Consider the following 26,889-nt stretch of genomic DNA (forward strand, 5'->3'; position numbering starts at 1 on the left):
GCTTTAAGCCTCAAGCATCGCGTCGAGTTCTTGAAGTTTGTCGAACGCTTTGGTAACGGACGTCTGGGCACTTTGGCTTAACCCTTCGCTAAAATGCAAGACGTTTTCGAGTAACACGCAAATACCTAAAAAAATGGTTTGAATGCAAATCTCTCGAAGATAACTCATCAAAATCGGCGTGGGCAGATTATGCGTCGAGTAGACGTAGGTACGCTCGTCGCTGAGGTCGATAAATTCGATTTTATCCTCTTTAAATCCGCTCATCGCATCGACTACGACGATCACGTCGGGTTGAAATTCGCGCAAAGCGGCAAATTCGTTTTCGGGCGTATCGTAGCCGAAGAAGACCGTCCACGAGGGGAGGCGTTGTTCGACAAGCCTCCCAAGAGCAATGGCGACGCCGTCGTCGCCTCTGAGTTCGTTTCCGATGCATAATAGTGCTTTTTTCACGTCGCTTCCTATGCTCTGGATGTTTGAAAATCTTTACGCAACACCAAATAGCCCTCTTTTAAGTTTGCAAGAATCTCTTTTAAAGGGCATTCGAGCATTTGAGGAACCAATTGCGCGGCATGTTCGGGGAAAATTTCGATTTCAAAATACCGACTTAGATTACCGATTTTGAATTTGAGATATTCTCCGCCGTGTGCCACGATCTCGTCGAATTCACATTCGGGTATTTCCAACACTTTCTCACTAAAATCAATCGTTCCGACGCCATGACCGATACATGTCGAAAAGATTTTGATCTGGTCGAGTTTGGCGTCGCCCGATTTTGCGCCGTCGAGATGCCGTTGCATCAGTTTATAGACTTCAACCATTAGCGTCCCCACTTCACGCGATGAAGGCTGATTTTATCCTCTTCTTGACACGGAACGTATTGGGTATAAATCTCGTTATGCAAAATACCCAAACACTCCGCATAGCGCGGGTCGTCTTCTTTTTTCATCGCTTCGGTAATCGCGGCTTTGGTCGCTTTCGTGTCTTTGATATTGCCGCTTTTGACGAGTGCCGCAAGGTATTTGTCGTACAGTTTGCGTCCGAAAATATAGCTCATAAGACGTTTGGAGTGCACCAACAAATCCCTCTCGAAAAGGGTATTGCCTAAAACGGAATCTTCGACCGCGGGCGGCATTTCGTTATCGTGTTCAAAGCTTGTTTTTTGCAGTCTTTGATCCATAACGCCAAGAGCGGTGGTCAGCCCGTAGATGATGCTCGCCGGATGCGGAGGGCACCCCGGAATGTAAACGTCGACCGGAATAATCTTATCGATGCCGCTGAGCACGCTATAGGCATCGTAAAAAATGCCTCCGGTAGCACCGCATGCTCCAAGTGCTACGACGATTTTAGGATCGGGCGTGGCTTCGTAGGCGCGAAGTAGCGGATAGTACATTTGGCGCGTCACGGGACCCGTGCAGAGTAAAATGTCGGCATGACGAGGGTTGGCGACGAGTTTGAAACCGAAGCGTTCGGGATCCCAAAGCGGCGTAATGGCGGCAAAAATTTCGATTTCACAGCCGTTACAGCTTCCACAGTCGATGCGATAAACGCTAAAACTACGTCCGATGTGTTTGAGCAATTCCAGTTTTTGCTCTAAGTCGTTGGCGTCTTGAATATTTTGAGGAACTTCATACGTTTTCATTCTATCACCATCTCTTTGCCGGCGGTAAAGTTTGCTACCGTAGCCGTTTTTTTACATGTAGGGCAAACGCTGACGTAACTTTTTGCCTCTTCCAATCGTTTTTCGCCCAAATTGGCTTTACTTAAACACTCTAAACTGTATTTGACCAAGCGTTTGGCACTGAAAGGTTTGCCGCATTCGCTGCAACATTGTACTTCCAGTTCTCCCCTTTGAATCATCGCGGATTTATCGAATTTAACCGCCAGTTCAAACTCTTCACTTAGCTTAATCGCACCGGTCGGGCACACTTCGTCGCACCTTCCGCAAAAGATACAGCGTCCGCAGTCGAATTCCCATATTAATTTGCTTTTATTCTCGTTCAATTGTACCGTAATCGCATTGGACGGGCAGGCAACGCCGCATGCCGCGCAACCGATACAAAGATCGTAAATATAAGCGGGTTTGCCGCGAAAATTTTCGGCGACTTTATAAGGCTCAAACGGGTACTTATGGGTAATTTCGCCGTATTTTTTACTAATATCGAGAAGTTTCATCATTTGAGATCCTTCATAGGACTGTTTTTAAGGGTTTGCGAAAACGCTTTCAAATCGTTGTGCGTCAAAATTTTGCTTTTTTTGCTTCGAACGTCCACGACGGTTACACGCTCCGTACATGAATAGCACGGATCTAAGCTACACACGATGAGGGCGGCGTCGGCAATCGTATTACCGCGGAATTGAAAACGAAGGCTCGGCCAATTGTTGTACGTTGCGGCACGGCATCTCCAGCGATACACTTTTTGCGCGCTGCCTTGCATGATCCAGTGAACGTTCTCGCCTCTGGGTGCTTCGACGTACGCCAAAGAGTAGTTCTCGGGTTTAACGTGAAATTTCGGATCGACGATGATCGCGGTTTGAGGCATCAACTCGAAGCATTGGCGAATGATGGAAACGGAGCTTTTGAGTTCCATATAACGCACCATCTCTCTGGCAAATACGTCGCCGCCTTCGACAACCGCAACATCGAATTTGACTTGTTTGAAAAAGTCGTACGGGTGGTCGTAACGGGTGTCGCGTTTAATACCGCTACCTCTGATGTTCGGACCGACGGGCGAAAAGTCGCGTGCGACTTGTTTATCAAGAATTCCCACACCTTTCCAACGTTTCATTTGGCGTTGATCGTCCATCACGGCATCCCAAACCTCTTCGACTTGCGTTTCGATGATATGCAAGATGCGTAAACTCTCTTTTATCTCATGACCCGTCATATCGCGTCTTAGTCCGCCCATAACGACGTTACCGTAAGTTTTACGTCCGCCGGTGACCAGTTCGGCAAGTTTCATCGAGTATTCGCGAATTCTAAAAATGTGCATAAACGCGTTGTAGTTACCCGTCACTTCGCATGCCAAACCGATATTTAAAAGGTGACTGTGAAGTCTTTCGATCTCCGAACAGACGATACGAATGGCTTGCGCACGAGCTGGAATTTCCAAGTTAATCGCTTTTTCCGCCGCCTCGATACACGCAATCGCATGGGCGTAACCGCAAATACCGCATACGCGTTCCGCTAAATAGCCCATTTGATCGTAGTTCATACGATTCTCGGCAAGTTTTTCCATACCGCGGTGTTGGTAAAAGAGTCGGTAATCCGCATCGATAATGGTATCGCCGTCGCAATAGAGTCTAAAGTGTCCCGGTTCGTCCGCCGTAATATGCAAAGGTCCCAAAGGTACGTCGATCATCCCCGAACCCTCAGGACGTAAAAAGTCGTATTCGGGCTCCATATAATGCTCTTTCATATCGGGACGATAGCGGTAATCCATCGCGTCTTTTCGAAGCGGGAAGAGATTGTCCGGCCAGTCGTCGCTTAAGACCAAGCGTCTTTTATCGGGCAAGCCCTCGGCGATCAAACCGAACATATCGTAAGCTTCTCTTTCATACCAGACGCAAGCCGGCACCAACGGCGTCACGGACGGGAAAACCAATGATTCGGGAGAGATAAGCACTTTAACGGTAACGAAACATTTTTCGTCTTGTGCGATTTCGTCTCCCTCAAACATTTTGCCGCCTTCCATCGAAAGCGCGTAGTAAAGCGCATAATGTTTGTTGATGCTTCGCTCGTCGTTGGGAATCATCGTGGAGAGATAACCGCCCATATCGTAATACAAGAAACGTACCGCTTCGGGAAGGTCGTTTAGCTCCACTAAAGCGGTCACTTGATCTTCGTACTGCCTCGTGACTTCTAAAATTTTAACTCTTTGTCCTAGCGCTTCTATAAATTTATCGCATTTCATTAGAAAGTCCTATTGTTTTAGTATGGTTTTAACGCTCTGATCAAGTAAGAACGTAAAGGAATCGAACTGCCAAACACCGAAGCTTACGATCAAAACGGCTAAAGCAATCAACGGTAAATTTTCGCTGAGCTTCATTTCGCCGTTATGCTCTACTTTACCTTCCACTTTACCGAAGGATGCTAAAAAGAAGTGTGAAAAATCGGCGATAAAAATAATCGCTAAGGCAACCGCAAAGATACCCATTAAAATGTATTTACCGTCAATGGCAGCGGCTTTAAAGATTAAAAATTCGCTGACGAAAATGGCAAATCCCGGAACACCGACCAATGAACAGATCGCAATACCGAAGAGTACCGCCGTTAGAGGCGCGATGCGGATCATGCTACCCATTTTGGTCATATCTTTCGTACCGTAAATTCTGGCGATATTGCCGGTTGAACAAAAGGCTAAGGCTTTGGTAAACGAGTGCGCCGCACAGTGAAACAAGGCCGCGAACAATCCGATAGCACCGCCCACGCCCAAACCAAACGCGATAACGCCCATATGCGCGATTGAGTGATACGCAAACATACGTTTGACGTTATGTTGGCGAATCAAGAAAAAGGCGGAGACGAAAAGCGTTAACGTACCGCTCACTACCATAACCGTTTCGACAAAATCAAATCCGACGCCGTTAGCAACGACCGCGTAATAGCGAATCAATCCTAACATCGCACATTTTAAAAGTACGCCCGAGAGCAATGCGGATGTCGGTGCGGGTCCTTCGGCATGAACGTCGGGAAGCCACGTATGCGTCGGTGCCAATCCGGCTTTGGTTCCAAAACCGATTAACGCAAAGATAAAGACCAGTTTTAACGCCATAGGGTCTAGACTTGCCGCATTGGCAAGCAAGTTGGTATAGAGCATCGCTTCGCCGTCGATTTTACCGTTGGCGGCAGAGTAAAGTAAAATGGTTGCATACAGTGCAAACGCCAAACCGATACTGCACAATACGATGTATTTGTAACCGCTTTCGGTCGATTTTTTATCGTTGTGAACCGCGACGAGAAATACGGACGCAAGCGTCGTAGCTTCGATAGCCGCCCACATAAACGCGATGTTGTTGCATAAGACGCTTAAACTCATCGTCCACGTAAAGATAAAACTGAGCGCAAAGTAGTTTTTGACTTCACGCAAGCTAATATGTCCGCCCTCTAGTTCCCATTTCATATAGGTCGTGGCGTAAACGTTGGCAAGAAGTCCCGTAATGGCGATGAGCGACAAAAAGATAGCCCCCATCGAATCTAAAAAGATAAAGTCGTGAAATAAGGAGAGCACCTCTTTATTGACGACCTTGCCTACGGCACACAATAAAAGCGACGAAACAATCACGCTCAAGAGGATATGAAACGTCTGCAAAAACTTAAAATGAAGCGGCATCAAGAACATGATAACGCCAAAAGCAAAAGGTACGGTGAGTATTAATAATAAAAGATCCATGTTATCCCCTTAAATTGACCGCTTTAGATGTATTGAGACTTCCGTAAGAGGCGTAAAATCGCTTTGCCAAAATACTCATAATAATGACCGCAAAAACGGCGTCGGTTAAAATGCCCACTTCGACCAATTCATGTGAAGTGTATGCCATCAACGCCAAACTTAAGTGAATGCCGTTTTCAAGCAGACAATACGAAAGGATCTGTTTAAGAAAAGAAGTTCGTAAAATAAAGCCGAAAATGCCCATCATAAAGATAAATGAAGCGGCAAAAAGCGGTAAGACGTCTTTAAAAATCGAAAAGTGAACAAACACTTTGTAAAACATCATCGCAACCGCCAGCGAAAAGCTAAGTGCTACGACGGGCGAGATAAAAAAGCCGCCCACGGGTTCGTCCTCGACGACAACGCCTAGTTTTTTGATCAATCGCAAGAGGTAAAGCGGTACGCAGACCACTTTAATGATAAAAGCGGTAACGGACCAAACCAACAGTTCGTGCGAATCGTATTTGTCGTACAACGCCAAAAAGATCGCAACCAATAAAAGCGTTTGCAGGGCATACGCCAAAACGCTGTGTCGGTATTGTCTTAAACTAAAGACCGCAAAACTCGTTCCCATCATTAAGACGGCGATAATATCGATTAGGTTAATAGTTGCCATAGTTAAATCCCCATAATATAGAGTACTAACGAAGTACACGAAATCGCAAGCGCAAAGAGCATCGTGCGTTTCATTCCTTTGTTGATCGTAAATCTCGGTCCGAAGTTATCGATAAAAACGCCCATCACATATAAAAAGCCTACTTCGACCAAGAAAAGCACCAACGATAAAATCGGATTATCGACAAGTCCCGCCCAAGGCATAAACACGACAAGGAAAAAGCCTAATACCGTAATTTGCTTCAATAAAATCGCTATATCGATGATCGCAAAATCTTTGCCGCAAAATTCTCCGAGCACTCCCTCTTGCAACTCTTGTTCGGCTTCTGCCAAATCGTAAGGTTTTCGACCCGTCTCAACGTACATGACCCACAAGAAAGCCGTAGAAGCGATGGCAAAAGAAGGAATCGCATAACCGTACTCTCCCGTTTGTACCAAAGAAGAGATAAAAGGCAAACCGGTACTTCCCGTACCCATCATCACGACGATCAGACAAATGACGGCAACTTCTTCGGTGTAAAAACCGATGGTTCCTTCCCTGCTGGCACTAATACCCGCATAAGGATTGGCGGTATCGATACCCGCAACGATAAAGATAAAGCGGAACAATGCTCCAAAATAGAGCAATACGAAAATGTCCGAAAAGTGTGTCAAGGCACTTGAATTCGCCCCGTACGTAATCGGTAAGGTACAAAACATCGCCGCCGCGCTGATAAAAAGCAAGTAGGGTGCGATTTGGTAAACGTAACTCGTACTGCTTGATTTGGTGCGTCCTCTTTTTAAGAGTTTAAAAATGTCGTAATAGGTTTGAAAAATGCTCGGTCCTATACGCGATTGAAATTTGGCTCTTAATTTTCGTGAAATACCGTCAAAAAGAGGAGCCACTATGATCGCTGACACCAGTTGTAATAGTAGGTAAATAAAATCCATCGTGCCCTCTCCTTATAAGTAGTAGTACCCAAAAATGAGTATCAAACAAAGATAAATCAAAATATAACCCGCGTAAAGGTTGGTTCGTCCGTTTTGAAAAATACCGATTTCTTCGGCAATGTTCATCACAAGATCAATGACGGGTTTGTAAAGTTTTTCCCAAAAAAAGTCGTGTGTTTTCTTGATATAGACCGCTTTGGAAAAATAGCCGTCCAATTTGATCTCTTGCTCGTGTTTGATCAGAAAACTTAACGCCTTCCTCACGTCTCCGGTAAAAGAGTTGGAGCCGATTTGCATGTTTTTATTGTATAAAAAGCCGCATGCCCAAGGGTCGCTTACGCGTACTTCTTTGTTGTTGGCTTTGAGGAAATAGAGGAAGACAAAAGGCAATACGGAACATAAGAGCATGATTGCCACGATAAGCGGCATGGAGATCAGCCCTGAGACGCCGGCGCTGGTTTGCGGTATGATCGTTAGAACGATTTTCGTGAGCATGCCTACGATGTCGTTCATAAAGAGACCGAAACCGACGCAAAGACTTGCGAGTAAGGCTAGCGGAGCGAGTCTACCGACGGAAACCTCTTTAGCGTTTTCAATGCTTTTGCTATCCCGTGCGACACCTAAGAAAATCGCGCCGTAAACTTTGGAAAATGCCATAATCGCCATTGCTCCGGTAATGGAAAGCGCAATAACGGCGAGCGAGAAGAAAAAGCGAGAACTTCCGCCTTCTGCCATACCGCCTATGACGGATGTTTTATAGATGAGCCATTCGCTTGCAAAGCCGTTAAGCGGCGGAAGCGCACAAATGGAAAGTGCTGCGACAAAAAAGATAACGGACGTGATCGGCATCTTTTTATGCAATCCGCCAAGCGCGTCCATATCGCGTGTTTGGGTTTCGGTAAAAATGTTACCGCTGAGCATAAATAGAAGCGATTTGAAAACCGCATGGTTTAAAATATGGTAAAACCCTGCGATAAATCCCATTAACGCAATGATCGGCGAGTCGGTTCCCAAACCGTAAAACGCACCGCCGAGTCCTAAAAAGATGATACCGACGTTTTCGCACGAACTGTAAGCGATAGAGGCTTTATAATCGTTGGAAATTAACGCATAGATAATACCGAAGATACAGCTTAGTGCTCCGATTGCAAGCAGGATATAACCGAAATAAACGACTTGAGGTAAAAGAAGCGAAAATTTGATAAACGCAAAAAGGGCAACTTTAATCATAACGCCGCTCATGAGAGCCGAAGCGTTTGAGGGGCATTGGCAGTAGGCAACGGGTAACCAAACGTGAAACGGAAACATACCCGCTTTGGAGCCGAGTCCCAAAAGAAGAAGCGAAAAGAGCGTTATGCTCATACCCATACCGATGTCGAGATGTTCAAATTGACTAAACTCAAACGTACCGGCAAGGCTTGCCATAATAATCAGCGCGACCATCAAACACGAAGCTCCTATTTGTGCGATACCGAGATAAATCATGACGCGTTTGCCCGCACCCTCTTCGTCGTTGATGAGAATCAAGAGTGCCGAAAGGAGCGTCATCACTTCCCATAAAAGCATAAACGAAAAGACGTTATCGCTCGCGATGACTAAAAGCATGGAGAGGATAAATGCGTTAAACAAGGAGGCAAAAACCGCTAAATTGGCTTTTTTCTCGTAAAACTTTGCATAATCGAAACTGAAAAGCGAAACCGCAAAGGCGATGAAACTGACCAAGAAGCTAAAGAACATTCCGAGTGAATCGAGCTTAAAAAGCGGCAAGCTGATAAAACTGCCCGGCAATTTCCACAACATCGTTTCATCGAGGTTGGAAAAGAAAAAAACCGCTGCGTAAAGCGAAATAAGACCGGCACAACCAAATCCTATTTTTTGCGCAAGAAGCGGTTTTTTATACAGCGCGAGAGAGACAAGCGAGGTTAATAAAAAAAGAGTGTATATCGTTTGCATTAGGCTTCCTCTTTAGTGGATTCGGATGTTTCCGGAGCCGGTGCGGGTTTGGGCTCTTTGGGCTTTTTGATTTCGGGTGCCGGGATATTTTCAATATTCGCATTCGGAACGACGGCTTTTAAAAACGGAGCCATATCGCCTTTGATTTTTTTGCCGAATTTGCACTCTTCAAGCACGGGGTCGATCATAACGAGCGCGCCCGTCGGGCAAACGCCGACACATGCAGGGCCGGTTTCGATACCCGCGCACAAATCGCATTTAATTGCGATGCTTTTGAGCCCGCTGACGCAACCGGCTTCCAAGTTGCTTTCCCATTCGTCTCGAACGGAAGGCGGGCATTCCGCATCGACGTGAATAGCTCCGTAAGGACAGGCAATCGTACAGAGTTTACAGCCGATGCAAATCTCCTCGCACAGCTCAACGCATGCATTGTCAATGCGAAGCGCACCCGTCGGACAAACGTTGGCACACGGCGCATCGTCGCATTGACGGCATTGATTGGGCATTTTACCGCTCTCTAAGCTGAGCACGTCGAGCCTTGCTTTGGAGAGCTTCCCACGTATATAAGCATGTTTCACGCAAGCTTTCATGCAGGCGTTACATGCAATGCAGATATCCGGATTTGTAATAACAAATTTATGAACTTTGGACATAGACGTTCCTCTATGATTTGTGTAATTTTTAATAAAACTCTTTGATAACCTGTTGAAATTAAAGAGTATTGCTTTTGGCCGTTGCCTTAAAAGTGCATCAACTCTTAAGCAAACTCTTTAGTATTTATATGGATTATCAAAGAGCTCTATGTATAGACTAACTATACTTCTTAAACCAATATATCATACTCGAATGACTTCGTTATGATAGATTGATTTAGACCTACCAAGACCTTAAATGCCTAAATCTTCCCTCGAAGAAATCTTACATTAAGTTCATAGCATGAAAATAGCTGAGTAAATAAACTAATTCAAAATCTTAATTAAAAACTAACAAAAGATAAAAGGTTTTTCAATCAAAAGATCGGTTTTTTCTGACCTTAGTAGTAGTTTAGCACGAATTTCTTTACGAATGAAAACGTGAGGAAAAAAAGACTGCTATAGGGCGTGCTTGCGGTTGATCAAGCGGTAATGCAAAACTAACGAAAAGAGGATAATGCCGCTTCCGATCGACAGTGAAACGTAATCGACGGGTGTTTTCCAAAGCAGAAGGTTCATCACCAACCCTGCCGGAACCAATGCGTTGTTCATGATACCTAAAACTCCCGCATCGACATCGCAAGCACCCTTGTTCCATAAAAAATAGCCGATCCCCGAAGCGACGATTCCTAGCCAAAGCAAGACGCTCCACTGTAAAAGCGTGGGCGAGAGTTTGCTATGATCGGCCAATAAAGCGAAAGCGACGATACCGACAAGCAATGCACCGAAGTAAAAGTACCCGAATACATCACTATGTATGATATTTGGGTTGGATTCCATTACTTTTTTATAAGCACTTTGTCCGAGGGCAAAACAGATATTGGCTCCTTGTACCATCAAAAAACCCGTAATAAATTCGGAATCGACGTTTTGGTAACGGATAATATACGCCCCCAAAACTGCCATTCCCGTACTGACAAGATACAACGGGTTGAATTGTCCTTTCAGTCCATCGTAAATCAACGTCACGTAAATAGGCGTAAAAATCGTAAAAAGAATGACTTCCGGAACGCTGAGAAATAAAAACGATTGATAGAAGAAGATATACATAAAACCGATTTGCACACTGCCGATGAGCATGATTTTAACTTTTAACGCCTTATCTATGCCTCGAAATTTCGTAAAAGGTAAAAAGACCAGCGATGCAAGACCGATGCGTACCAGCACCGCAAAATAGCTATCGACCCGACCGGCTAAAATTTCACCGATAAAACTAAACGAAAACGCCCAAATAAAGGTGGTTAAAAGCAAATATCGCATCGTAAAATCCTTTCGAAAAGTATAACATGTAGGCGATAAATTTAAAGGCAATCCTCTCAAAAGATGCCTTGTTTAAAAAGTTTTCTAAGCGATTGTATAGCAAAAGAAGACTATAAGGTCGCTATGAAACGATAAAGGAATCGTATGCCACGTAATCAATATGCATGCAATGACGTATCGGCATGGACCGATAAATATTTTTCCAACACCAAAACGATCGTCGAACGTTTCGGCGACACGGAAGTCACGTACGCTTTCTTCTTACGCCGTCCCGTTCTCTCAGCGGTGCGCCTTTCCACGGTGTATATCAAAGAGCAAGCCAAGAAAGCGTGGCAAACGATCGGCATTGAAGTGCTGCACGAGGAGGGCGAATGGGTGGGTGCGGGCGAGCCGCTGTTTTACCTGTCGGGTTCGTTTGCATTTTTAGCAGAACATGAAACGCTCATCTTGCAAAAATTGGGCTCGGCGTGCGTTGCGGCGTACAATGCTTACGAGATGTGCCAAATCCTTCCGCATGTTGCCTTTTTAGCGATGGATGCAAGGCATTGCGCTGGGACGCAAATGGCGGAGATCATGGCGTATGGAGCATCGGTCGGCTCAAAAGCGGCGCAACGCAAACTTGGAGCGGTAGGATTTATCGGCAACGCGACCGATGCGACGGCGCATTTTTTTGGGCGTGAAAAAGGGTTGGGCACCGTTCCTCACGCGCTCATCGGTTATGCCGGCTCAACGTTAAAAGCGGCTCAAATGTTCCATGAATGTTTTCCCGATGAAAACATCCCTATCTTGGCGGACTATTTCGGACGTGAAATCACCGATACCTTAGAAGTCTGTAACGCTTTTCCTGCGTTAGCGCACGAGGGCAAGATCGCCGTGCGTCTCGACACCCACGGCGGACGCTTTTTAGAGGGGCTTGATACCCAAAAAAGCTATGACGTGCTCGGACGCCACGCTCCTGATGCCGTGAGAGATTATCGCACCGAAGCGGAACTGCATGATCTCATCGGCACAGGCGTTTCAGCCGCAGCGATATGGAGTATGAGGGAATCTCTCGACAACGCAGGATTTTCAAAAGTGCGCATCATCGCCTCTTCAGGCTTTACACCGCAAAAGTGCCGCTCAATGGCATGGGCAAAAGCGCCCATCGATATCATCGGGACTGGTTCATTTCTACCCGATAAATGGAGTGAAACCAATGCGACTGCCGACATCATCGCTTACGGCGGTGTGCCAAGGGTAAAAGTAGGGCGGGAGTTTTTGCTTAAGAAGAGTCGTTAAAGTGTTTTAGTGAAGTCGCAAGAGAGGATGAAAATACTTTACATGTAAAGCATCATAAGACTCTTTTTTAGTGTTGATGCGTTCAAATGCCTTTCACTCCTCTCTTTGCTTCTGCCAATCAATTTCTACTGTTACGTATTTACCCAAAAAGACAATGGTATTGCTGTCGCAAAAAGAAACTTTTATCTTTACATGTAAGGATAAAGCGTAAACGACCAACCGGTGTTTTTTCTCGTTTATTTTAAAATAATCTTAAAAATTTATGCTATTTTCATGCTATACAACTAATGTAAGATGCTACTGAGCTTCTTTCATAACTTAACGGATAGGGCATGTTAAATTAGGTAAGAAGCTTCACACTTTTTAAAAGGAGGAATTATGAAGTTAGCTAAACTTAGCTTGGTGGCTATGGTTGTTGCCGGACTCGCGTCCGGTTCATTTGCGGCGGATACACTTGCCGATGCGTTTAAAAACGGTAAAGTCAGCGGTGAATTACGCGCCTGGTATTTTGATAGAGATACGGGTGCTGCGAATCCGACCGTTTCGACACCGGGTGCATCGGGAACACTCGGTAAAGGCGATGCCGATATCTTTACCACGGGCGTCGTACTTGGTTATATCACGGATCCGTTATTCGGCTTCGGTTTTGGAGCGACATTTCAGGGAAGCTATTCTCCTTTTGCCGATAAAGACGCAAAAAATCTTTATGCAACGGATATGTACGGCTCGGGCGCGGTACTTTCTGAAGCATACGTAACGTATACGCTTGGTAAAACAACGGCAAAAGTAGGTCGCCAATTCATCTCGAGTCCATTGGTTAACAGTTCCGGCTCACGTATGTTCAAAGAAGCGTTTCAAGCGGCAGTTCTTGTCAATACGGATCTTCCAGATACGACATTGGTTGCCGGTTACTCCGACAAATTTCAAGGTCGAACATCCGATTATGACAAAACCGTAGCCGGTGGAGATTCCGAGATGCCTAGCTTTAAAAAAGAAGCGGTATTTTACGGAACGGGTGCGGCAAACGGGGGCTCAAATGTTTTCGGATTTGACGGAGCTTACACGGCGGCTGCGATTAACAAGTCGATCACCAACTTGACGTTAACGGGTCAATACTTGTTTGTTAACGATGTTGAATTAACACAAGGCGGTGATGCCAACGTATTCTATGCCGAAGGTAATTACGTCGTACCTCTTAGTGCGATGAAAGTACTTCTTGATGCAACGTATCGCGGTTCAAGAACGTCCAATCCTACGTTTGATAGTTTCCACGTTGAGGGTGATATGTACCAAGGACGTATCGGATTTAGCGAGCTAGCAGGTTTTAACGCTTCTTTTGCTTACAGTACCGTCTCTAGCAACCAATCCGTCCTCTTAGGTGCGGGTAACGGTCCTACCACGTATACGGCTCCGCTCATCAAAGGTGCGGAAGTCACTTCCGGTGCCGATACGGATGCCTATAAAATCGAAGTCGGTTACGATTTCTCAAAAATCGGCGTTACGGGACTTAAAGTTTTGGGTCAATACACCAAAGTTAACCAAGACGCCAAAACGATTACGGGAGCCGTGTTGAACAGTGTTACTGTTGATACGGAATCAAAATTTTGGAGCGGTCAAATCGCTTACGACATTCCTTCCCTCAAAGGCTTGACCTTGTCTTTAGAGTACGAAGATGCTAAAAAAGATGATACGGTAACCGTAAACTCTAACGAGATGCGCTTTAGAGCTAACTATAAATTCTAATTTGCACGCGTTTGCATCTTTAAAACGGCGGCAGAAATGCCGTCGTTTCTACCTTTAGCATCTAAATTCCTATCAAAATTTTCCTTACATGTAAAGCCGCCTTCTCCTCAAAAATTAAATTTATACAATTAACGTATTGACTTAAGTCATAGATTGGATTTTTGCTTAGTGATAGAATGACTCCGAAACTCAAATCAGGAGGTATCACGATGTCACTTTCACGAAGGGACTTTTTAAAAACAACGGCTGCCGCGAGTGCCGCCGCCGCGGTGGGCATTAGCGTGCCAAGCGAGCTTAAAGCGGCGAGCGAGCAAGCAGAGGCCGGTTGGCGATGGGACAAAGCCGTTTGTCGTTTCTGCGGTACCGGTTGCGGTATTATGGTTGCGACGAAAGAGGGAAAAATCGTCGCCGTTAAAGGCGATCCTGCCGCTCCGGTCAATCGCGGACTGAACTGTATCAAAGGTTATTTTAACGCCAAAATCATGTACGGTGCGGATCGATTGAAACAACCGCTACTTCGCGTCAACGATAAAGGCGAATTCGATAAAAAAGGTCAATTCAAACCCGTTTCATGGAAGCGCGCGTTTGACGAGATGGAAAAACACATCAAAGCCGCCTTTAAAGCGGGCGGACCTGAGGCAATCGGCGTTTTCGGATCGGGTCAATACACGATTCAAGAAGGCTATGCCGCCGCAAAATTGATGAAAGCGGGCTTCCGTGCCAACGGCATCGACCCCAACGCACGCCACTGTATGGCTTCGGCGGTCGTCGGCTTTATGCAAACGTTCGGTATCGACGAACCTGCGGGCTGCTACGACGACATCGAGTTGACCGATACGATTATTACGTGGGGCGCCAATATGGCGGAAATGCACCCGATTTTATGGTCACGCGTCAGCGATCGCAAATTAACCGCGCCCGATCGCGTTAAAGTCGTCAACCTTTCCACCTACACGCACCGCTGTTCGGATTTAGCCGACCTTGAGATTATTTTTTCTCCGAGTACCGATCTTGCCATTTGGAACTATATTGCACGCGAAATCGTTTACAATCACCCCGAAGCGATCGATTGGGATTTTGTGAAGAAAAACATTGTTTTCGCAACGGGTTTTGCAAACATCGGTTACGGGATGCGAACCGAAGCCGAAGCAAAAAAACTCGGCTACAGTGCCAAAGAGTTGGAGATTATTAAAAAAGAAGACGCCAAAGTCATCAGCGAAAAAGAAGCTCCGGGATTAGCGCATTTAGGCGTTAAAGCGGGCGATCTTATGGAGATGAAAAACGCGGACAAAGCGATCTTGCATTGGGAAATTAGCTTTGAAGATTTTAAAAAGGCATTAGAGCCGTATACGTTAGATTACGTCGCAAAAATCGCTAAAGGCGATCCAAACGAGTCGCTTGACGCATATAAAGCTAAATTAAAACAATTGGCCGACTTGTACATCGAAAAAAATCGCAAAGTCGTTAGTTTCTGGACGATGGGCTTTAACCAACACCAACGAGGTACGTGGGTCAACGAACAATCTTACATGGTTCACTTCCTTTTAGGCAAACAAGCCAAACCGGGCGAGGGCGCATTTTCGTTGACGGGACAGCCGAGTGCGTGCGGTACGGCGCGTGAAGTCGGAACGTTTACGCATCGTCTACCGGCGGATATGGACGTTTCCATTCCAAAACATAGGGAAATCAGTGAAAAAATTTGGAATTTACCTGCCGGCACGCTCAATCCGATGGGATACCAACACATTATGAATATCCACCGCCAAATCGAAAGCGGTAAGATTAAATTCGCATGGGTCAACGTGTGCAATCCTTACCAAGACAGTGCCAACGCGAACCATTGGATCAAAGCGGCGCGCGAACTGGATAACTTCATCGTTTGTTCCGATGCGTATCCGGGAATTTCTGCGAAGGTTTCCGATCTTATCTTACCTTCGGCGATGATTTACGAGAAATGGGGTTCATACGGTAACGCCGAGCGAAGAACGCAACACTGGCGACAACAAGTCCTCCCTGTAGGCGACGCGATGAGCGATACGTGGCAATGGATCGAGCTTTCCAAACGCTTTACGATCGCAGACGTCTGGGGCGAACAAACGATTAAGGGCGGTAAACTACCAAACGTCATCGAAGCGGCAAAAGCGATGGGGTATAAAGAGACCGACACGCTTTTCGACGTTTTATTTGCCAATGATTACTTCAAATCGTTCAAAGCCAAAGACGCTATCGGCGAAGGTTTTGACAATACCGAAGTATTCGGCGATAGCCGAGGCGTTGCCGGAAGCGACGGTAAAGAGTGGAAGGGATACGGATTTTTTATCCAAAAAGCGATTTGGGAAGAGTATCGAAAATTCGGTCTCGGTCACGGACACGATTTGGCGGATTTTGATACGTACCACAAAGTAAGAGGTCTAAAATGGCCGGTCGTGGACGGTAAAGAGACGCAATGGCGTTTCAATGCCAAATACGATCCGTATGCGGCAAAAGAGAACAACGGCGATTTCGCATTTTACGGCACGTTTGCCAAAGCCTTGAAAAAAGGTAACTTGCAAAAACCGACCACCGAAGAGACGTTCCCGCTTAAAAACAAAGCAAAAATTTTCTTCAGACCGTACATGGATCCGTGCGAAATGCCCGATAAAGAATACGACACGTGGTTGTGTACCGGACGCGTACTCGAGCACTGGCACAGCGGAACGATGACGATGCGGGTTCCAGAGCTTTACCGTGCGGTTCCCGAAGCGTTATGCTACATGCACCCAAGCGACGCCGAAGCCAAAGGTTTTAAACAAGGCGATTTGATTTGGGTCGAAAGCCGTCGCGGAAGCGTAAAAGCGCGTGTCGAAACGCGTGGACGTAACCGAACGCCAAGAGGCTTGGTGTTTGTTCCGTGGTTTGATGAAAAAGTCTTTATCAATAAAGTCTGCTTGGATGCGACATGTCCGCTTTCAAAGCAAACCGATTATAAAAAGTGTGCCGTTAAGCTTTATAAAGCGTAGTCGGTTGGGCTTTGCCCAAACGGAAATAGGGAAAGCGTCAAAAAGTTACATGTAAAGATTCTACCTCGAAGAGGTAAGCTTTTCACAGAAACATCGAACATGAATGTTCTTGTTTTGTGCATAGCGCAGCGTAGTCGGTTGGGCTTTGCCCAAACGGAAATAGGGAAAGCGTCAAAAAGTTACATGTAAAGATTCTACCTCGAAGAGGTAAGCTTTAGCGCATAGCGCAGCGTAGTCGGTTGGGCTTTGCCCAAACGGCGTGTAAAAATAGATCTAAAAGGATTGTCGTGAGCCAGTTAAACCATGAAAAAGCCACGATCACGGAGAGACGAAGATTTCTTTCGTTGATGGCGCAAAGCGTAGGACTCAGTGCTTTAGGCGGTTTGGTATGGACGGGTTACATTGAAGAAGCCAAAGCGTCGCCCTTGATTCTACGACCGCCCGGAGCCCTTTACGAGAACGATTTTATGCGCTTGTGTATCAAATGCGGTCAGTGTGTCGAAGCGTGTCCTTACGATACGTTGCGTTTAGCGGTGCCCGGAGAAAATAAGCCTTTGGGAACGCCGTTTTTCATACCCCGAGAGATACCGTGTCATATGTGTACGGATATACCGTGTGTGCCGGTATGTCCGACGGGCGCGTTGAATAAGAGCAGTGTATCGAGTATTAAAGAAGGTAAAGAGAAGCTGGACATCTTTAAAGCGAAAATGGGACTTGCCGTTGTGGATACGGAGTCGTGTATCGCGTTTTGGGGAATTCAGTGCGATGCGTGTTATCGTGCCTGTCCCGTTATGGACAGTGCGATTAAGCTGGAATACCGACGCAATACGCGTACGGGAAAGCATGCATACTTAATTCCGATCGTGAGTTCCGATACGTGTACCGGATGCGGTTTATGCGAACGCGCTTGCGTTACCGAAAAAGCGGCGATTCACGTTTTGCCGAATGAAGTAGCGCAGGGAAAACTCGGCGCACACTACATCAAAGGATGGGAAAAAGCGGACGAAAAACGTCTGGAAAACGTCAGCCAAGAGGTGACCACGCATACGAAACGTAGCGAAAAGAAGGTTGAAGATTATCTCAACAGCGGGGAGGATTTATTCAAATGAAATCATGGATCAAAACACACCGCTTTTTAATCGCACGACGTTTGGTACAACTCTCTTTGTTGGTGCTTTTTACGCTCGGTAACGTCTACGGTTTTCGTGTGTTAACGGGAAACCTCAGTGCGTCGCTGATAATGGGCGTGATTCCTTTGGCGGACCCTTTTGCACTGTTGCAAATTTTCGCGGCGGGTGCGACGGTGAGCATTAACGTGCTTGTCGGCGGCGTGCTCGTTTGGCTTTTTTATACGATCTTCGGCGGACGCGCTTTTTGTTCGTGGGTCTGTCCGGTCAATATCGTGACCGATGCGGCGAATTGGACGCGAAGAAAGCTCTTTTTAGAGCAAACGGAGCGTAAAATTTGGTTGGGAAGAGGTGTGCGTTACTGGCTTTTAGGGCTCAGTTTAGTCCTAAGTTTCCTTACCGGCGTTGCCGCATTTGAGATCGTAAGCCCGATCGGGATGTTGCATCGAGGCATCATTTTCGGTATGGGTATGGGCGTTGCCGCGATACTGGCACTCTTTTTATTTGACCTTTTCGCCGTTAAAAACGGTTGGTGCGGACATGTGTGTCCTTTAGGCGGGTTTTACTCGGTGGTGGGGCGTTTAAGCCTCATTCGCGTCAAACACGATCATACGAAATGTACGTCTTGTATGGCATGCAAAACGGTGTGCCCCGAAAAGCACGTTTTGGGTATCGTCTCTAAGCAAAGCGGAGCGATTCTTTTCGGAGAGTGTACCAATTGCGGCAGATGTATCGACGTATGTGAAGGCAATGCCCTTTCGTTTGGCGTGAGAAATTACATCAATGTTGGAGAAAAAGAATGATAACGCAAAAAAAAGTCATTGCCCTTTTAGTAGCGGGCATAGTTATCGGTAGCGGATGTGCGGTGTCTCAAACTTACAGCGAGGAAGAATTGGGACTACGAAAAGTCGATCTCTACAGCGAAAAAAACGTTGTTGCGGACAATACGGCATATTCGACGGCGGCGGCAGGAGAATCTAAAGTGTTTGAGCGCTCTTACGAGAATGCGCCTCCGATGATTCCTCACGACGTCGAGGGAATGTTAGACATGAGTAAAGACAATAATGCGTGTCTTGGATGTCACCTTCCCGAAGTCGCCGAAGCGGTTAAAGCAACGCCGATTCCCAAATCGCACTTTTTCGATATGCGAACGCAAAAGGTCTTGAATGAACTTTCGCAAGCGCGTTTTAACTGCTCTCAGTGTCATGCGCCGCAATCGAACAACGAACCGTTGGTCAAAAACGAGTTCAAACCGGATTTTCGCGCAAAAGACGCGCAATCGCGCTCACATCTTTTGGACAGCTTGAATGAAGGTGTGAAGTAATGATGAGCGGCAGAGGAGGGATACTCGGTGCTTTATTGGGTAAGAAAGGCGAAAAAAATTTAAAAACGTTGTGTGTTCGCCCGCCTTATTGCAATGATAGTACCTTGTTCGAAGGAAAATGCGTTACATGTCAGGATACGCCCTGCGTGAACGCATGTCCTACGGAGATTATCCTCCTCGATGCCGCACATACGCCTTGCTTAGACTTCGCAAAAGGGGGTTGTAGCTTTTGCGAGGCCTGCGCTCAGGCGTGTCCGAAGGATGTTTTAAATGCACAAACCGGCACTAACGTATTGCCGATACGCGCCAAAATCGATATACTAGCCTGTATGGCATGGCATCAAAGCTTGTGCAACAGTTGTTTGGACGGGTGCGACGTTCGGGCTATTCGCTTTTTAGGGTTGTTTAGACCGACGATCGATGCCGACGCGTGCAACGGGTGCGGCGGATGCGTTAAGGTGTGCCCTTGCGAGGCGATCGTCATGCATACAAAAGAGGAGGCGTAAATGCGTATCGTCGGGTGTTTAATCATGGTTGCGAGTCTGGTATGTGCCGCGACGCTCAATCCTAAATTACAGATACAAGCAAGCGGAAACGTGCAAGCGTTGATTGTTGAGAACGAACAGATCGTTACCGCGACAAGTGTCGGAACGATCGAGACGTTTCGCCTCAATGACGGCGTTAAAACGTCGCAAATCGTTTTTCCTAAAATCAAAGATTTTACGGGCGAAGAAGTCGCTCCCAAAGTGTTTTCCATCGATGCGTTAGAGGGACGTTATGTTGCGGTCGTGCAAGCCGAAAACGGAGCGCGAAGCGTTTATACGGTGCAAAACGGCCAAACGAAAGTCGTGATCGATGCTTCGCGCAATTGGTTTGTTTCAAAAGCGAAGTTTGTCGACAAAGGACATCTTTTGATAGCACTTTTAAGTAACGAGATCGTGTTATGGGATATTCAAAACGCCAAAGAAGTCTATCGCGTTCAGGCCAATCCTTCGCATTTTAGCGACATCGCTTTAAATCAAACACGAACGCAAGCGGCAAGCTCGTGTGAGTCGGGAGAGTTGAGTCTTTTGGAAGTCGCAAGCGGAAAAATCGTTAAAGTCTTTAAAGGCGGCAACGTCGATAACGTGTACGACGTCGATTTTCACCGACAAAAAATCTTAGGTGCGGGGCAAGACAGGCGCGGTGTGGTGTACGATCTTTTGAGCGGAAGTTTTGAGCGATTTGACGGCGATTTTTTGATGTATGCGGGCGCGTTAAGCGCGGATGAAACCTTGGCGGCATTCGCGTTTAACGAACAAAATCACATCGTGATTTTCGACGTGACGAAAAAGAGCCGTTTACACACGCTCGTCGGTCAAAAAAGTACGCTGAATACGATCATGTTTATCGACGATCATCGCGTGGTGAGCAGTAGCGACGATCCTTATATTATGATATGGAGTTTACCGTGAATATTTCAAGCATTGTGATTCAAGCCAAACCCGAGTATGTGGAAGAGATTATCGCTTTATGCCAAAAGAGCGATTTTTGCGAATACCATTTTCACGACACCCAAAAGGGTAAAATCATCGTGACGGTCGAGGGTGAAAATATCGACGAAGAGATGGCGAAAATGAAAAAAATCGAAAGTTTGCCGCACGTCATCTGCGCCGATATGATGATGGCGTACAGCGAAGACGAGTTGGACGCGGAAAAAGCGAAGCTGGAGCGTTCTGACGTCGTACCGCCTATTTTAAACGACGACACGGTCGCTTTAAAAGATATCGTCTACCGCGGCGACTTGAAAAAGAAGATTCACTAAAACCGCTTTTGTCCGTTTCGATACGGCTTCTTCTCAGGGGTTTTCATCAAACCCCTCTCTTTTTTTGCTTTACATGTTAAGCAAAAGACGCCTTTCTAACGCTTCACGCTCCATGGATTTTACGAGCAGACTATTAATTCGCAAAGCTAGATTATTTTATTTAGAGCTTTCTAATCGATAAGAGTTTATTCTTATAATTATATTTAATAAATATTATAGTTAGGAGTGAAATAAATGGAAGAAAAAAGTGCATGCGAGCAAAATAGGATCAAGTTTTTTCCGATTATGATGTATGCGATCGTGATGGGTATGAGCGGTCTTACGATTATGTACCAAAAAGCGGCATTGTGGTTATCGATGAGTGCGTGGATCGGTACGGTGCTTATGGGAATTTCGACCTTACTTTTTTGCGTTATTACGTTGATTTATGCCCTCAAATACCTTAAATACGCGCCCGCGGTTCAAAAAGAGTTTTCACATCCGATTCGGCTTAACTTTTTTGCGGCGATTTCGATTTCGATGTTGATGTTAGCCATCGTGTATAAAGAAGTGTATCCTCCGGTTGCCGCACTGTTTTGGTATCCCGGAACGGTGCTTCATTTTTACTTGACGATGTACACCGTTTCGTTTTGGATCAACCGCAATCAAGAGTTGGAACACTCCAATCCCGCGTGGTTTATCCCGATCGTCGGAAATTTGTTGGTTCCCGTGGGCGGCGTCGGTTTTGCGAGCCACGGTATTTTGATGTACTTCTTTAGTTGCGGGCTTTTCTTTTGGATCGTTTTGTTCGCGATTTTACTCAACCGCATTATTTTCCACCATCAATTGGTCGTCAAATTTATGCCGACGATGTTTATTCTCATCGCGCCGCCGGCGGTAGGATTTATCGCGTACTTTAAGATGTACGGAACGATCGACGCTTTTTCGACGATTTTGTTTAATCTTGCTCTTTTCTTTACGCTTTTACTGGCGTTTATGTACAAAAATTTCGTCAAAATCAAATTCTTTATCTCATGGTGGGCATTCGTGTTTCCTTTGGCGGCCATGGCGATTAGCACGATGTTGATGTACCACGAGACCAAAGACTTCGTTTTACGGGGACTCTCTTATGCGATGGTTGCGGTAACGAGCGTCGTGATAGCCGTTGTGGCGTATCAGACGGTTTTACATATAAAACGAGGCGAGATCTGCGTTCAAGAGTAAACGCTTGAATCCCGTAGGTACGAAAGGCGAAGCTCTTTCGTACCTGTTTGAGCGTTTTTAAGACGCTTTTGGGTAAAATCGCCCTTAAAAGTTAATTAAAAAGGTCAATCTATGGGTTTAGGTGTCGGTATCGTAGGACTCCCCAATGTCGGAAAATCTACCACGTTTAATGCGCTCACCAAAGCGCAAAATGCAGAATCAGCGAATTATCCTTTTTGTACGATCGAGCCCAATAAAGCCATCGTACCCGTACCCGATCCGCGGCTTGAAGAGCTTGCAAAAATTGTCAATCCCGAGCGTATTCAACACTCTACCGTTGATTTCGTGGATATTGCGGGCTTGGTTAAGGGTGCGAGTGCGGGCGAGGGACTCGGCAATCAGTTTCTCTCCAATATTCGTGAAGTCGAAGTCATCTTGCACATGGTACGTTGTTTTGAAGACGAAAACATCACGCATGTGGAAAACAGCGTCAATCCGCTACGCGACATCGAAATTATCGAAACGGAACTGATTTTAGCCGACGTGCAGCAGCTCGATAAAAAACTCGATCGTTTGCGTCGTCAAGCCAAAGCCGATAAAAGCGCGCAAGGAGTCTTAGAGATCGCAGAAGCGTTAAGAGCGCATTTAGACGAGCTCAAACCGGTGAGTACGTTTGCCAAACAAGACGATGCGCACTTTGAAGCTTTGGATAAAGAGCTTCGTTTCCTCTCTAACAAAACCGTCATTTACGGCGCAAACGTCGATGAAGCGGGACTTTTAGAGGAAAATGATTTTGTCAAAGCAGTCAAAGCCCATGCTAGCACCGTCGGTGCGGACGTGGTCGTGTTGTGTGCAAAAGTCGAAGAAGAGATGGTCGCACTCGAAGAAGAAGAGGCCGAAGAGTTCTTAAAAGAGTTGGGCGTGCAAGAGTCCGGCTTAAAACAGATTATTCGTTTGGCATTCGAAAAATTGGGGCTTGCGTCGTACTTTACCGCGGGCGTCAAAGAGGTACGCGCATGGACGATTCGTAAAGGATGGCGCGCCCCCAAAGCCGCTTCGGTCATTCACAACGACTTTGAAAAAGGTTTTATCCGCGCCGAAGTGATCGGCTATGACGACTATATCGCATGTCAGGGCGAAACCGGCGCTAAAGAAGCGGGTAAAATGCGCTTGGAAGGCAAAGAATACGTCGTCCAAGACGGCGACGTCATGCACTTTAGATTTAACGTTTAAGTTCTACTTTTATCGTTTTGCCGCATAGCGTATGCGGCAAAACTCCTCTACTTTTCTTAACATGTAACGTTTCCCTACATTTAACTTTTTACGTCGTTCTCTGCTTGTTTTGCGATTTTTTTGCTCTTTTTTTCGTTTACCATTCTTGTACGTTTCTAAATAAAACAGATTACATAAAGAGTTTAAAATGCAAAATCACCTTCTTCCTCGATCGGAGCGTTTGGAGACGCTCAAACGTTTGCGCGATTTTTTCAACGCGCACACTTCTCAAACGCTCAAAGAGGCTTACGATGCGTTTTCGCTCGAGCATTCGATCGACGAGGACGAACTGGAAATTTTGTTTAATCGTTATTTCGTGGGTCCCATGGAACCGATTGCCGATCCTTTTGCCTCGGTCTATATCGACGATCCTCAAAGCGTGATGACGCAAAGCACCTTACATGTAAGATCGCTTTACGAAACGATGGGCTTTTTTTATCCCTTAAAAAACATCGTCCCCGAAGATCATATCGGCGTGGAGCTGGATGCGTATTACCAATTGATTTATTTAGAAGAGGTCAAAAACGTCGCTTACTTAAGCGAACTTCGTTACTACTTTTTTCACGAGCATATCGCGGTTTGGATGCCGCAATTGATCGAACGCGCGATGCATGGACGAAGCGAAGGAGACAATGCGATTCACTTTATTTTAAACGAGCTCAAATCATTCTTGATAAGAGAAACAACGACAACAAGGAGTCACGAATGAGTTATTCCAAAGCAAAGGTTGAGGAGATACTCAACAACACGATCAGCAGAAGGAGCTTTCTCAAAGGGCTTGCCGCAAGCGGTGTTTTATCCGCATTGCCCGGAGGCGTTTTGGAGGCAAACGAAGATTTGAATACGAAAATCCCCTATTCAGGCGAAAAAAGTTATCAAACTTTCCGTAATGCGTGTCCAAGAAACTGCTACGATACCTGTAGCATCAAAACGTACGTCAAAGACGGCGTGATGCAGTTTATCGAAGGTGCGCAAGAATCGACGTATACCCGAGGCGGATGTTGCGTTAAAGGTAACTCGTACGTCAAGCGCGTCTATTCGGCACGACGTCTTAAGTATCCGATGATGCAAGTCGGCGGCAAGGGAAGCGGAACGTGGAAACGTATTTCGTGGGATCAAGCCATCGACATCATTGCTAAAAAACTTTTGGACATGAAAAAAGAAGACGGTACCTTACTGGGTGCGGCATTGACCAAATATTCCGGTAATTTCGGCATTACGCATTACGGTATCGAGGGTATGTTTAACTCCATTGGCTATACGACGCGCCTTGCGGGAACGCCGTGCTGGCCTGCGGGTATCGATGCGCAAAACCTCGACATGGGCGATATGTGGTGTAACGATCCTGAAGAGATGAAAGAGAGCAAATTCATCATTCTGTGGGGCGTCAATCCTGCCGCAAACTCCGTACACTCCATGAAGTACATTTATGAAGCCAAAAGCAAAGGGGCGAAGGTCGTCGTGATCGATCCGATTTTTACGGAAACGGCATCCAAAGCGAGCCAATACCTTCAAATCAAAACGGGAACGGACGGCTTGTTGGCTTTGGGAATGGCAAAAATCATCATCGATGCAAAATTGCACGATCAAAAATGGTTGGACGCTCATTCCAAAGGGTATAAAGAGTACAAAGCGTACCTCGATAAAGAGGTGAAATTAGACGACGTCTCCAAAGTGACGGGTATTCCTTTAGCGATGATTAAAGAGTTGGCTTTATCGTTCGCCAAAGCGAAACCTGCAACCGTTTGGATGGGATACGGTATGCAACGCCACACCAACGGCGGTTCAATGATCCGTGCGATCGACGCGTTGGTGGCAGTAAGCGGCAACATCGGCAAATACGCGGGCGGCGCACGCTACGGTCATCTCAATACATGGGGTTTTAATTATGCGGCACTTTCTCAAGCCAAACCAGAAGGTAGCGTGGGATACACGGGACCTGAAGGTGCTAAAGGCGAGTTTGCCCAAGTGGGCGGCGAAAAAGCGGCGTATACCGATCGTTTTTTAAACATCAATAAAACCGCGCGTGAACTGATGAGTGCCAAAGAGCCAAAAGTAAGACTTCTTTGGGTCGCATGTAAAAACGTTTTCGCGCAAGATTTTGATCGTAACCAGTTGATTCGCGCGTTTCAGCAACTCGATCTCGTGGTCGTCGCCGATCAATTTTTTAACGAAACCGCCAAATGGGCGAACATCGTTCTTCCCGTTACGACGCAGTTTGAAGAGTACGACGTCAACGTCTCTTACTGGCATTATTGGTTGAGCATCAACGAACAAGCGATTAAACCGCTTTTTGAGATCAAATCCGACCTTGAAATTGCCGCGATGCTCTCCAAACGTATGAATCAGCTCTCCAAAGGTTCGTGTACGTTCCCGCAAAGCGTGGACAGCAAAGAGATGACGATCAAAGAGTTCAATCCGGCGATTTACGAGCAATTCGGTATCCAATCATGGGAAGAGCTTAAAAAGGGTCCGGTTAAAGCCAAAGCGGTCATTCCGTATGCCGACGGTAAGTTTAAAACCCCTAGCGGTAAGTTTGAGTTTTACTCCGAAAAAGCGTTGGAGCTTTTCGGTAGCGCATTGCCGGCGTATCTTGAAGTGCGTAAACCCTACGATCGCTTCCGTATGACCTCGCCGCATAGCAGGTGGAGCTTGCACTCTCAGTTCCAAAATTTGGAATGGATGGAGGATTTTCATCCGGAGCCTTACGTGTACGTCAATCCCGACGATGCGGAAGAAAAGATGGTCTTCACCGACGATATGGTTGCCGTTTTCAACCGCCAAGGCATTTTACGTTCGCGTGCAAAAGTAACGGATAACGTTCAAAAAGGAACGCTTATGATGTACGAGCAGTACTATCATAACACTATCTACAACGTCAACGAACTCGTCGATGACACCAGTTCGGATATGGGTGCGTTTAAAACGGGTGCGCCGGGCGTTGCGTTACACGATACGTTTGTTAACTTCAAAAAACTATAAGAGGAGAGGACGATGCAAAAAGCATTTTTAGTCGACGGAAGCATCTGTCTTGGATGCAATACTTGTGCTATGGCGTGTAAAAACCAATACCATCAAGACCAAGGCGTCACGTGGCGAAAAGTCCGTGAGATCGGTGCGGAAGATTATCTGATCGACAATAACAATATTTTACCGACACTCACTTCATATCAAAAAGCACCTAAAGTGTCGATGCCGATCGAGCGATTTTACTTTTCGTTGGCGTGCAATCACTGTGAAAATCCTGCCTGTGTCGCCATTTGTCCGGTCGGGGCGCATAC

The 26,889-nt window shown here is 46.2% G+C and carries 25 protein-coding genes; 14 read left to right on the top strand and 11 right to left on the bottom strand.

Going from position 1 to position 26,889, the window contains the following annotated elements; genetic code table 11:
• Positions 1-3: 3 nt before the first annotated feature.
• The 11 genes from OA34_RS11510 to OA34_RS11560 form a co-directional block, all read right to left on the bottom strand.
• Entirely contained in the window at positions 4-450 is a 447-nt protein-coding gene (locus OA34_RS11510; RefSeq protein WP_039675494.1) for a hydrogenase 3 maturation endopeptidase HyCI, read from the bottom strand.
• Positions 451-458: 8 nt separating this feature from the next.
• A complete protein-coding gene (locus tag OA34_RS11515; RefSeq protein WP_039675496.1) occupies positions 459-818 on the bottom strand; it encodes a formate hydrogenlyase maturation HycH family protein in 360 nt (119 codons plus the stop codon).
• Positions 818-1,639 carry an NADH-quinone oxidoreductase subunit B family protein gene (locus OA34_RS11520; RefSeq protein WP_039675498.1) on the bottom strand — a complete coding sequence of 274 codons (822 nt, stop codon included), beginning with the start codon at positions 1,637-1,639 and terminating at the stop codon, positions 818-820. The genes OA34_RS11515 and OA34_RS11520 overlap by 1 nt, the downstream gene beginning before the upstream one ends.
• Positions 1,636-2,175 (bottom strand): formate hydrogenlyase complex iron-sulfur subunit, encoded by a 540-nt coding sequence (locus OA34_RS11525; RefSeq protein ID WP_039675500.1) that lies wholly within the window; start codon positions 2,173-2,175, stop codon positions 1,636-1,638. The genes OA34_RS11520 and OA34_RS11525 overlap by 4 nt, the downstream gene beginning before the upstream one ends.
• The gene (locus OA34_RS11530) at positions 2,172-3,911 is read right to left on the bottom strand and encodes a hydrogenase large subunit (protein ID WP_039675502.1); all 1,740 of its coding nucleotides are present in this window, start codon (positions 3,909-3,911) and stop codon (positions 2,172-2,174) included. The genes OA34_RS11525 and OA34_RS11530 overlap by 4 nt, the downstream gene beginning before the upstream one ends.
• A gap of 9 nt (positions 3,912-3,920) precedes the next feature.
• On the bottom strand, positions 3,921-5,390 hold the full coding sequence (locus tag OA34_RS11535) for a hydrogenase 4 subunit F (protein ID WP_039675503.1): 1,470 nt from the start codon (positions 5,388-5,390) through the stop codon (positions 3,921-3,923).
• Position 5,391: 1 nt separating this feature from the next.
• Positions 5,392-6,045: a hydrogenase 4 membrane subunit gene (gene hyfE, locus OA34_RS11540; RefSeq protein WP_039675505.1), complete on the bottom strand. Its 654-nt coding sequence runs from the start codon at positions 6,043-6,045 to the stop codon at positions 5,392-5,394.
• 2 nt (positions 6,046-6,047) lie between these two features.
• Positions 6,048-6,974 (bottom strand): respiratory chain complex I subunit 1 family protein, encoded by a 927-nt coding sequence (locus OA34_RS11545; RefSeq protein ID WP_039675507.1) that lies wholly within the window; start codon positions 6,972-6,974, stop codon positions 6,048-6,050.
• Between the two features lie 12 nt (positions 6,975-6,986).
• A complete protein-coding gene (locus OA34_RS11550) occupies positions 6,987-8,927 on the bottom strand; it encodes a proton-conducting transporter transmembrane domain-containing protein (RefSeq protein ID WP_039675508.1) in 1,941 nt (646 codons plus the stop codon).
• Entirely contained in the window at positions 8,927-9,580 is a 654-nt protein-coding gene (locus tag OA34_RS11555; protein ID WP_039675510.1) for a 4Fe-4S dicluster domain-containing protein, read from the bottom strand. Before OA34_RS11555 ends, OA34_RS11550 begins: the two co-directional genes overlap by 1 nt.
• A 438-nt stretch (positions 9,581-10,018) precedes the next feature.
• A complete protein-coding gene (locus OA34_RS11560; protein WP_039675512.1) occupies positions 10,019-10,879 on the bottom strand; it encodes an EamA family transporter in 861 nt (286 codons plus the stop codon).
• A gap of 144 nt (positions 10,880-11,023) precedes the next feature.
• Between OA34_RS11560 and OA34_RS11565 the strand changes: the two genes are divergently transcribed.
• The 14 genes from OA34_RS11565 to OA34_RS11630 form a co-directional block, all read left to right on the top strand.
• A complete protein-coding gene (locus OA34_RS11565) occupies positions 11,024-12,157 on the top strand; it encodes a nicotinate phosphoribosyltransferase (RefSeq protein ID WP_039675514.1) in 1,134 nt (377 codons plus the stop codon).
• Between the two features lie 378 nt (positions 12,158-12,535).
• Entirely contained in the window at positions 12,536-13,900 is a 1,365-nt protein-coding gene (locus OA34_RS11570) for an OprD family outer membrane porin (RefSeq protein ID WP_039675516.1), read from the top strand.
• 209 nt (positions 13,901-14,109) lie between these two features.
• Positions 14,110-16,899: a nitrate reductase catalytic subunit NapA gene (gene napA, locus OA34_RS11575; RefSeq protein WP_039675518.1), complete on the top strand. Its 2,790-nt coding sequence runs from the start codon at positions 14,110-14,112 to the stop codon at positions 16,897-16,899.
• Between the two features lie 287 nt (positions 16,900-17,186).
• The gene (gene napG, locus OA34_RS11580) at positions 17,187-18,008 is read left to right on the top strand and encodes a ferredoxin-type protein NapG (protein WP_039675520.1); all 822 of its coding nucleotides are present in this window, start codon (positions 17,187-17,189) and stop codon (positions 18,006-18,008) included.
• Positions 18,005-18,829, top strand: coding sequence for a quinol dehydrogenase ferredoxin subunit NapH (napH, locus tag OA34_RS11585; protein WP_039675522.1), 825 nt, complete (start codon positions 18,005-18,007; stop codon positions 18,827-18,829). Before napG ends, napH begins: the two co-directional genes overlap by 4 nt.
• Positions 18,826-19,350, top strand: coding sequence for a nitrate reductase cytochrome c-type subunit (locus OA34_RS11590; RefSeq protein WP_039675524.1), 525 nt, complete (start codon positions 18,826-18,828; stop codon positions 19,348-19,350). Before napH ends, OA34_RS11590 begins: the two co-directional genes overlap by 4 nt.
• Positions 19,350-19,856, top strand: coding sequence for a ferredoxin-type protein NapF (locus tag OA34_RS11595; RefSeq protein WP_286683017.1), 507 nt, complete (start codon positions 19,350-19,352; stop codon positions 19,854-19,856). The genes OA34_RS11590 and OA34_RS11595 overlap by 1 nt, the downstream gene beginning before the upstream one ends.
• Positions 19,857-20,804, top strand: coding sequence for a WD40 repeat domain-containing protein (locus OA34_RS11600; RefSeq protein ID WP_039675526.1), 948 nt, complete (start codon positions 19,857-19,859; stop codon positions 20,802-20,804).
• Positions 20,801-21,154, top strand: coding sequence for a chaperone NapD (locus tag OA34_RS11605; protein WP_039675528.1), 354 nt, complete (start codon positions 20,801-20,803; stop codon positions 21,152-21,154). Before OA34_RS11600 ends, OA34_RS11605 begins: the two co-directional genes overlap by 4 nt.
• 234 nt (positions 21,155-21,388) lie before the next feature.
• Entirely contained in the window at positions 21,389-22,357 is a 969-nt protein-coding gene (locus OA34_RS11610; protein WP_039675530.1) for an SLAC1 anion channel family protein, read from the top strand.
• A 111-nt stretch (positions 22,358-22,468) separates the two neighbouring features.
• Positions 22,469-23,569, top strand: a complete 1,101-nt coding sequence (gene ychF / locus OA34_RS11615) for a redox-regulated ATPase YchF (protein ID WP_039675532.1) — start codon at positions 22,469-22,471, stop codon at positions 23,567-23,569.
• A gap of 187 nt (positions 23,570-23,756) precedes the next feature.
• Positions 23,757-24,317: a molecular chaperone TorD family protein gene (locus OA34_RS13800; protein WP_286683018.1), complete on the top strand. Its 561-nt coding sequence runs from the start codon at positions 23,757-23,759 to the stop codon at positions 24,315-24,317.
• Positions 24,314-26,590: a molybdopterin-dependent oxidoreductase gene (locus OA34_RS11625; protein ID WP_286683019.1), complete on the top strand. Its 2,277-nt coding sequence runs from the start codon at positions 24,314-24,316 to the stop codon at positions 26,588-26,590. The genes OA34_RS13800 and OA34_RS11625 overlap by 4 nt, the downstream gene beginning before the upstream one ends.
• Before the next feature lie 12 nt (positions 26,591-26,602).
• Positions 26,603-26,889 (top strand): 4Fe-4S dicluster domain-containing protein (locus OA34_RS11630; protein WP_039675533.1); only part of this gene is annotated, 287 nt, incomplete at its 3' end.

It is taken from the genome of Sulfurospirillum sp. MES (genome assembly GCF_000789415.1).
In the GTDB taxonomy this organism is placed as follows: Bacteria; Campylobacterota; Campylobacteria; order Campylobacterales; family Sulfurospirillaceae; genus Sulfurospirillum; species Sulfurospirillum cavolei.

Excerpts from the sequence above, each read along its gene's own strand:
- OA34_RS11515 (WP_039675496.1), bottom strand. The coding sequence starts at position 818 with ATGGTTGAAGTCTATAAACTGATGCAACGGCATCTCGACGGCGCAAAA.
- OA34_RS11520 (WP_039675498.1), bottom strand. The coding sequence starts at position 1,639 with ATGAAAACGTATGAAGTTCCTCAAAATATTCAAGACGCCAACGACTTA.
- OA34_RS11525 (WP_039675500.1), bottom strand. The coding sequence starts at position 2,175 with ATGATGAAACTTCTCGATATTAGTAAAAAATACGGCGAAATTACCCAT.
- OA34_RS11530 (WP_039675502.1), bottom strand. The coding sequence starts at position 3,911 with ATGAAATGCGATAAATTTATAGAAGCGCTAGGACAAAGAGTTAAAATT.
- OA34_RS11535 (WP_039675503.1), bottom strand. The coding sequence starts at position 5,390 with ATGGATCTTTTATTATTAATACTCACCGTACCTTTTGCTTTTGGCGTT.
- hyfE (WP_039675505.1), bottom strand. The coding sequence starts at position 6,045 with ATGGCAACTATTAACCTAATCGATATTATCGCCGTCTTAATGATGGGA.
- OA34_RS11545 (WP_039675507.1), bottom strand. The coding sequence starts at position 6,974 with ATGGATTTTATTTACCTACTATTACAACTGGTGTCAGCGATCATAGTG.
- OA34_RS11550 (WP_039675508.1), bottom strand. The coding sequence starts at position 8,927 with ATGCAAACGATATACACTCTTTTTTTATTAACCTCGCTTGTCTCTCTC.
- OA34_RS11555 (WP_039675510.1), bottom strand. The coding sequence starts at position 9,580 with ATGTCCAAAGTTCATAAATTTGTTATTACAAATCCGGATATCTGCATT.
- OA34_RS11560 (WP_039675512.1), bottom strand. The coding sequence starts at position 10,879 with ATGCGATATTTGCTTTTAACCACCTTTATTTGGGCGTTTTCGTTTAGT.
- OA34_RS11565 (WP_039675514.1), top strand. The coding sequence starts at position 11,024 with ATGCCACGTAATCAATATGCATGCAATGACGTATCGGCATGGACCGAT.
- OA34_RS11570 (WP_039675516.1), top strand. The coding sequence starts at position 12,536 with ATGAAGTTAGCTAAACTTAGCTTGGTGGCTATGGTTGTTGCCGGACTC.
- napA (WP_039675518.1), top strand. The coding sequence starts at position 14,110 with ATGTCACTTTCACGAAGGGACTTTTTAAAAACAACGGCTGCCGCGAGT.
- napH (WP_039675522.1), top strand. The coding sequence starts at position 18,005 with ATGAAATCATGGATCAAAACACACCGCTTTTTAATCGCACGACGTTTG.
- OA34_RS11590 (WP_039675524.1), top strand. The coding sequence starts at position 18,826 with ATGATAACGCAAAAAAAAGTCATTGCCCTTTTAGTAGCGGGCATAGTT.
- OA34_RS11595 (WP_286683017.1), top strand. The coding sequence starts at position 19,350 with ATGATGAGCGGCAGAGGAGGGATACTCGGTGCTTTATTGGGTAAGAAA.
- OA34_RS11600 (WP_039675526.1), top strand. The coding sequence starts at position 19,857 with ATGCGTATCGTCGGGTGTTTAATCATGGTTGCGAGTCTGGTATGTGCC.
- OA34_RS11610 (WP_039675530.1), top strand. The coding sequence starts at position 21,389 with ATGGAAGAAAAAAGTGCATGCGAGCAAAATAGGATCAAGTTTTTTCCG.
- ychF (WP_039675532.1), top strand. The coding sequence starts at position 22,469 with ATGGGTTTAGGTGTCGGTATCGTAGGACTCCCCAATGTCGGAAAATCT.
- OA34_RS13800 (WP_286683018.1), top strand. The coding sequence starts at position 23,757 with ATGCAAAATCACCTTCTTCCTCGATCGGAGCGTTTGGAGACGCTCAAA.
- OA34_RS11625 (WP_286683019.1), top strand. The coding sequence starts at position 24,314 with ATGAGTTATTCCAAAGCAAAGGTTGAGGAGATACTCAACAACACGATC.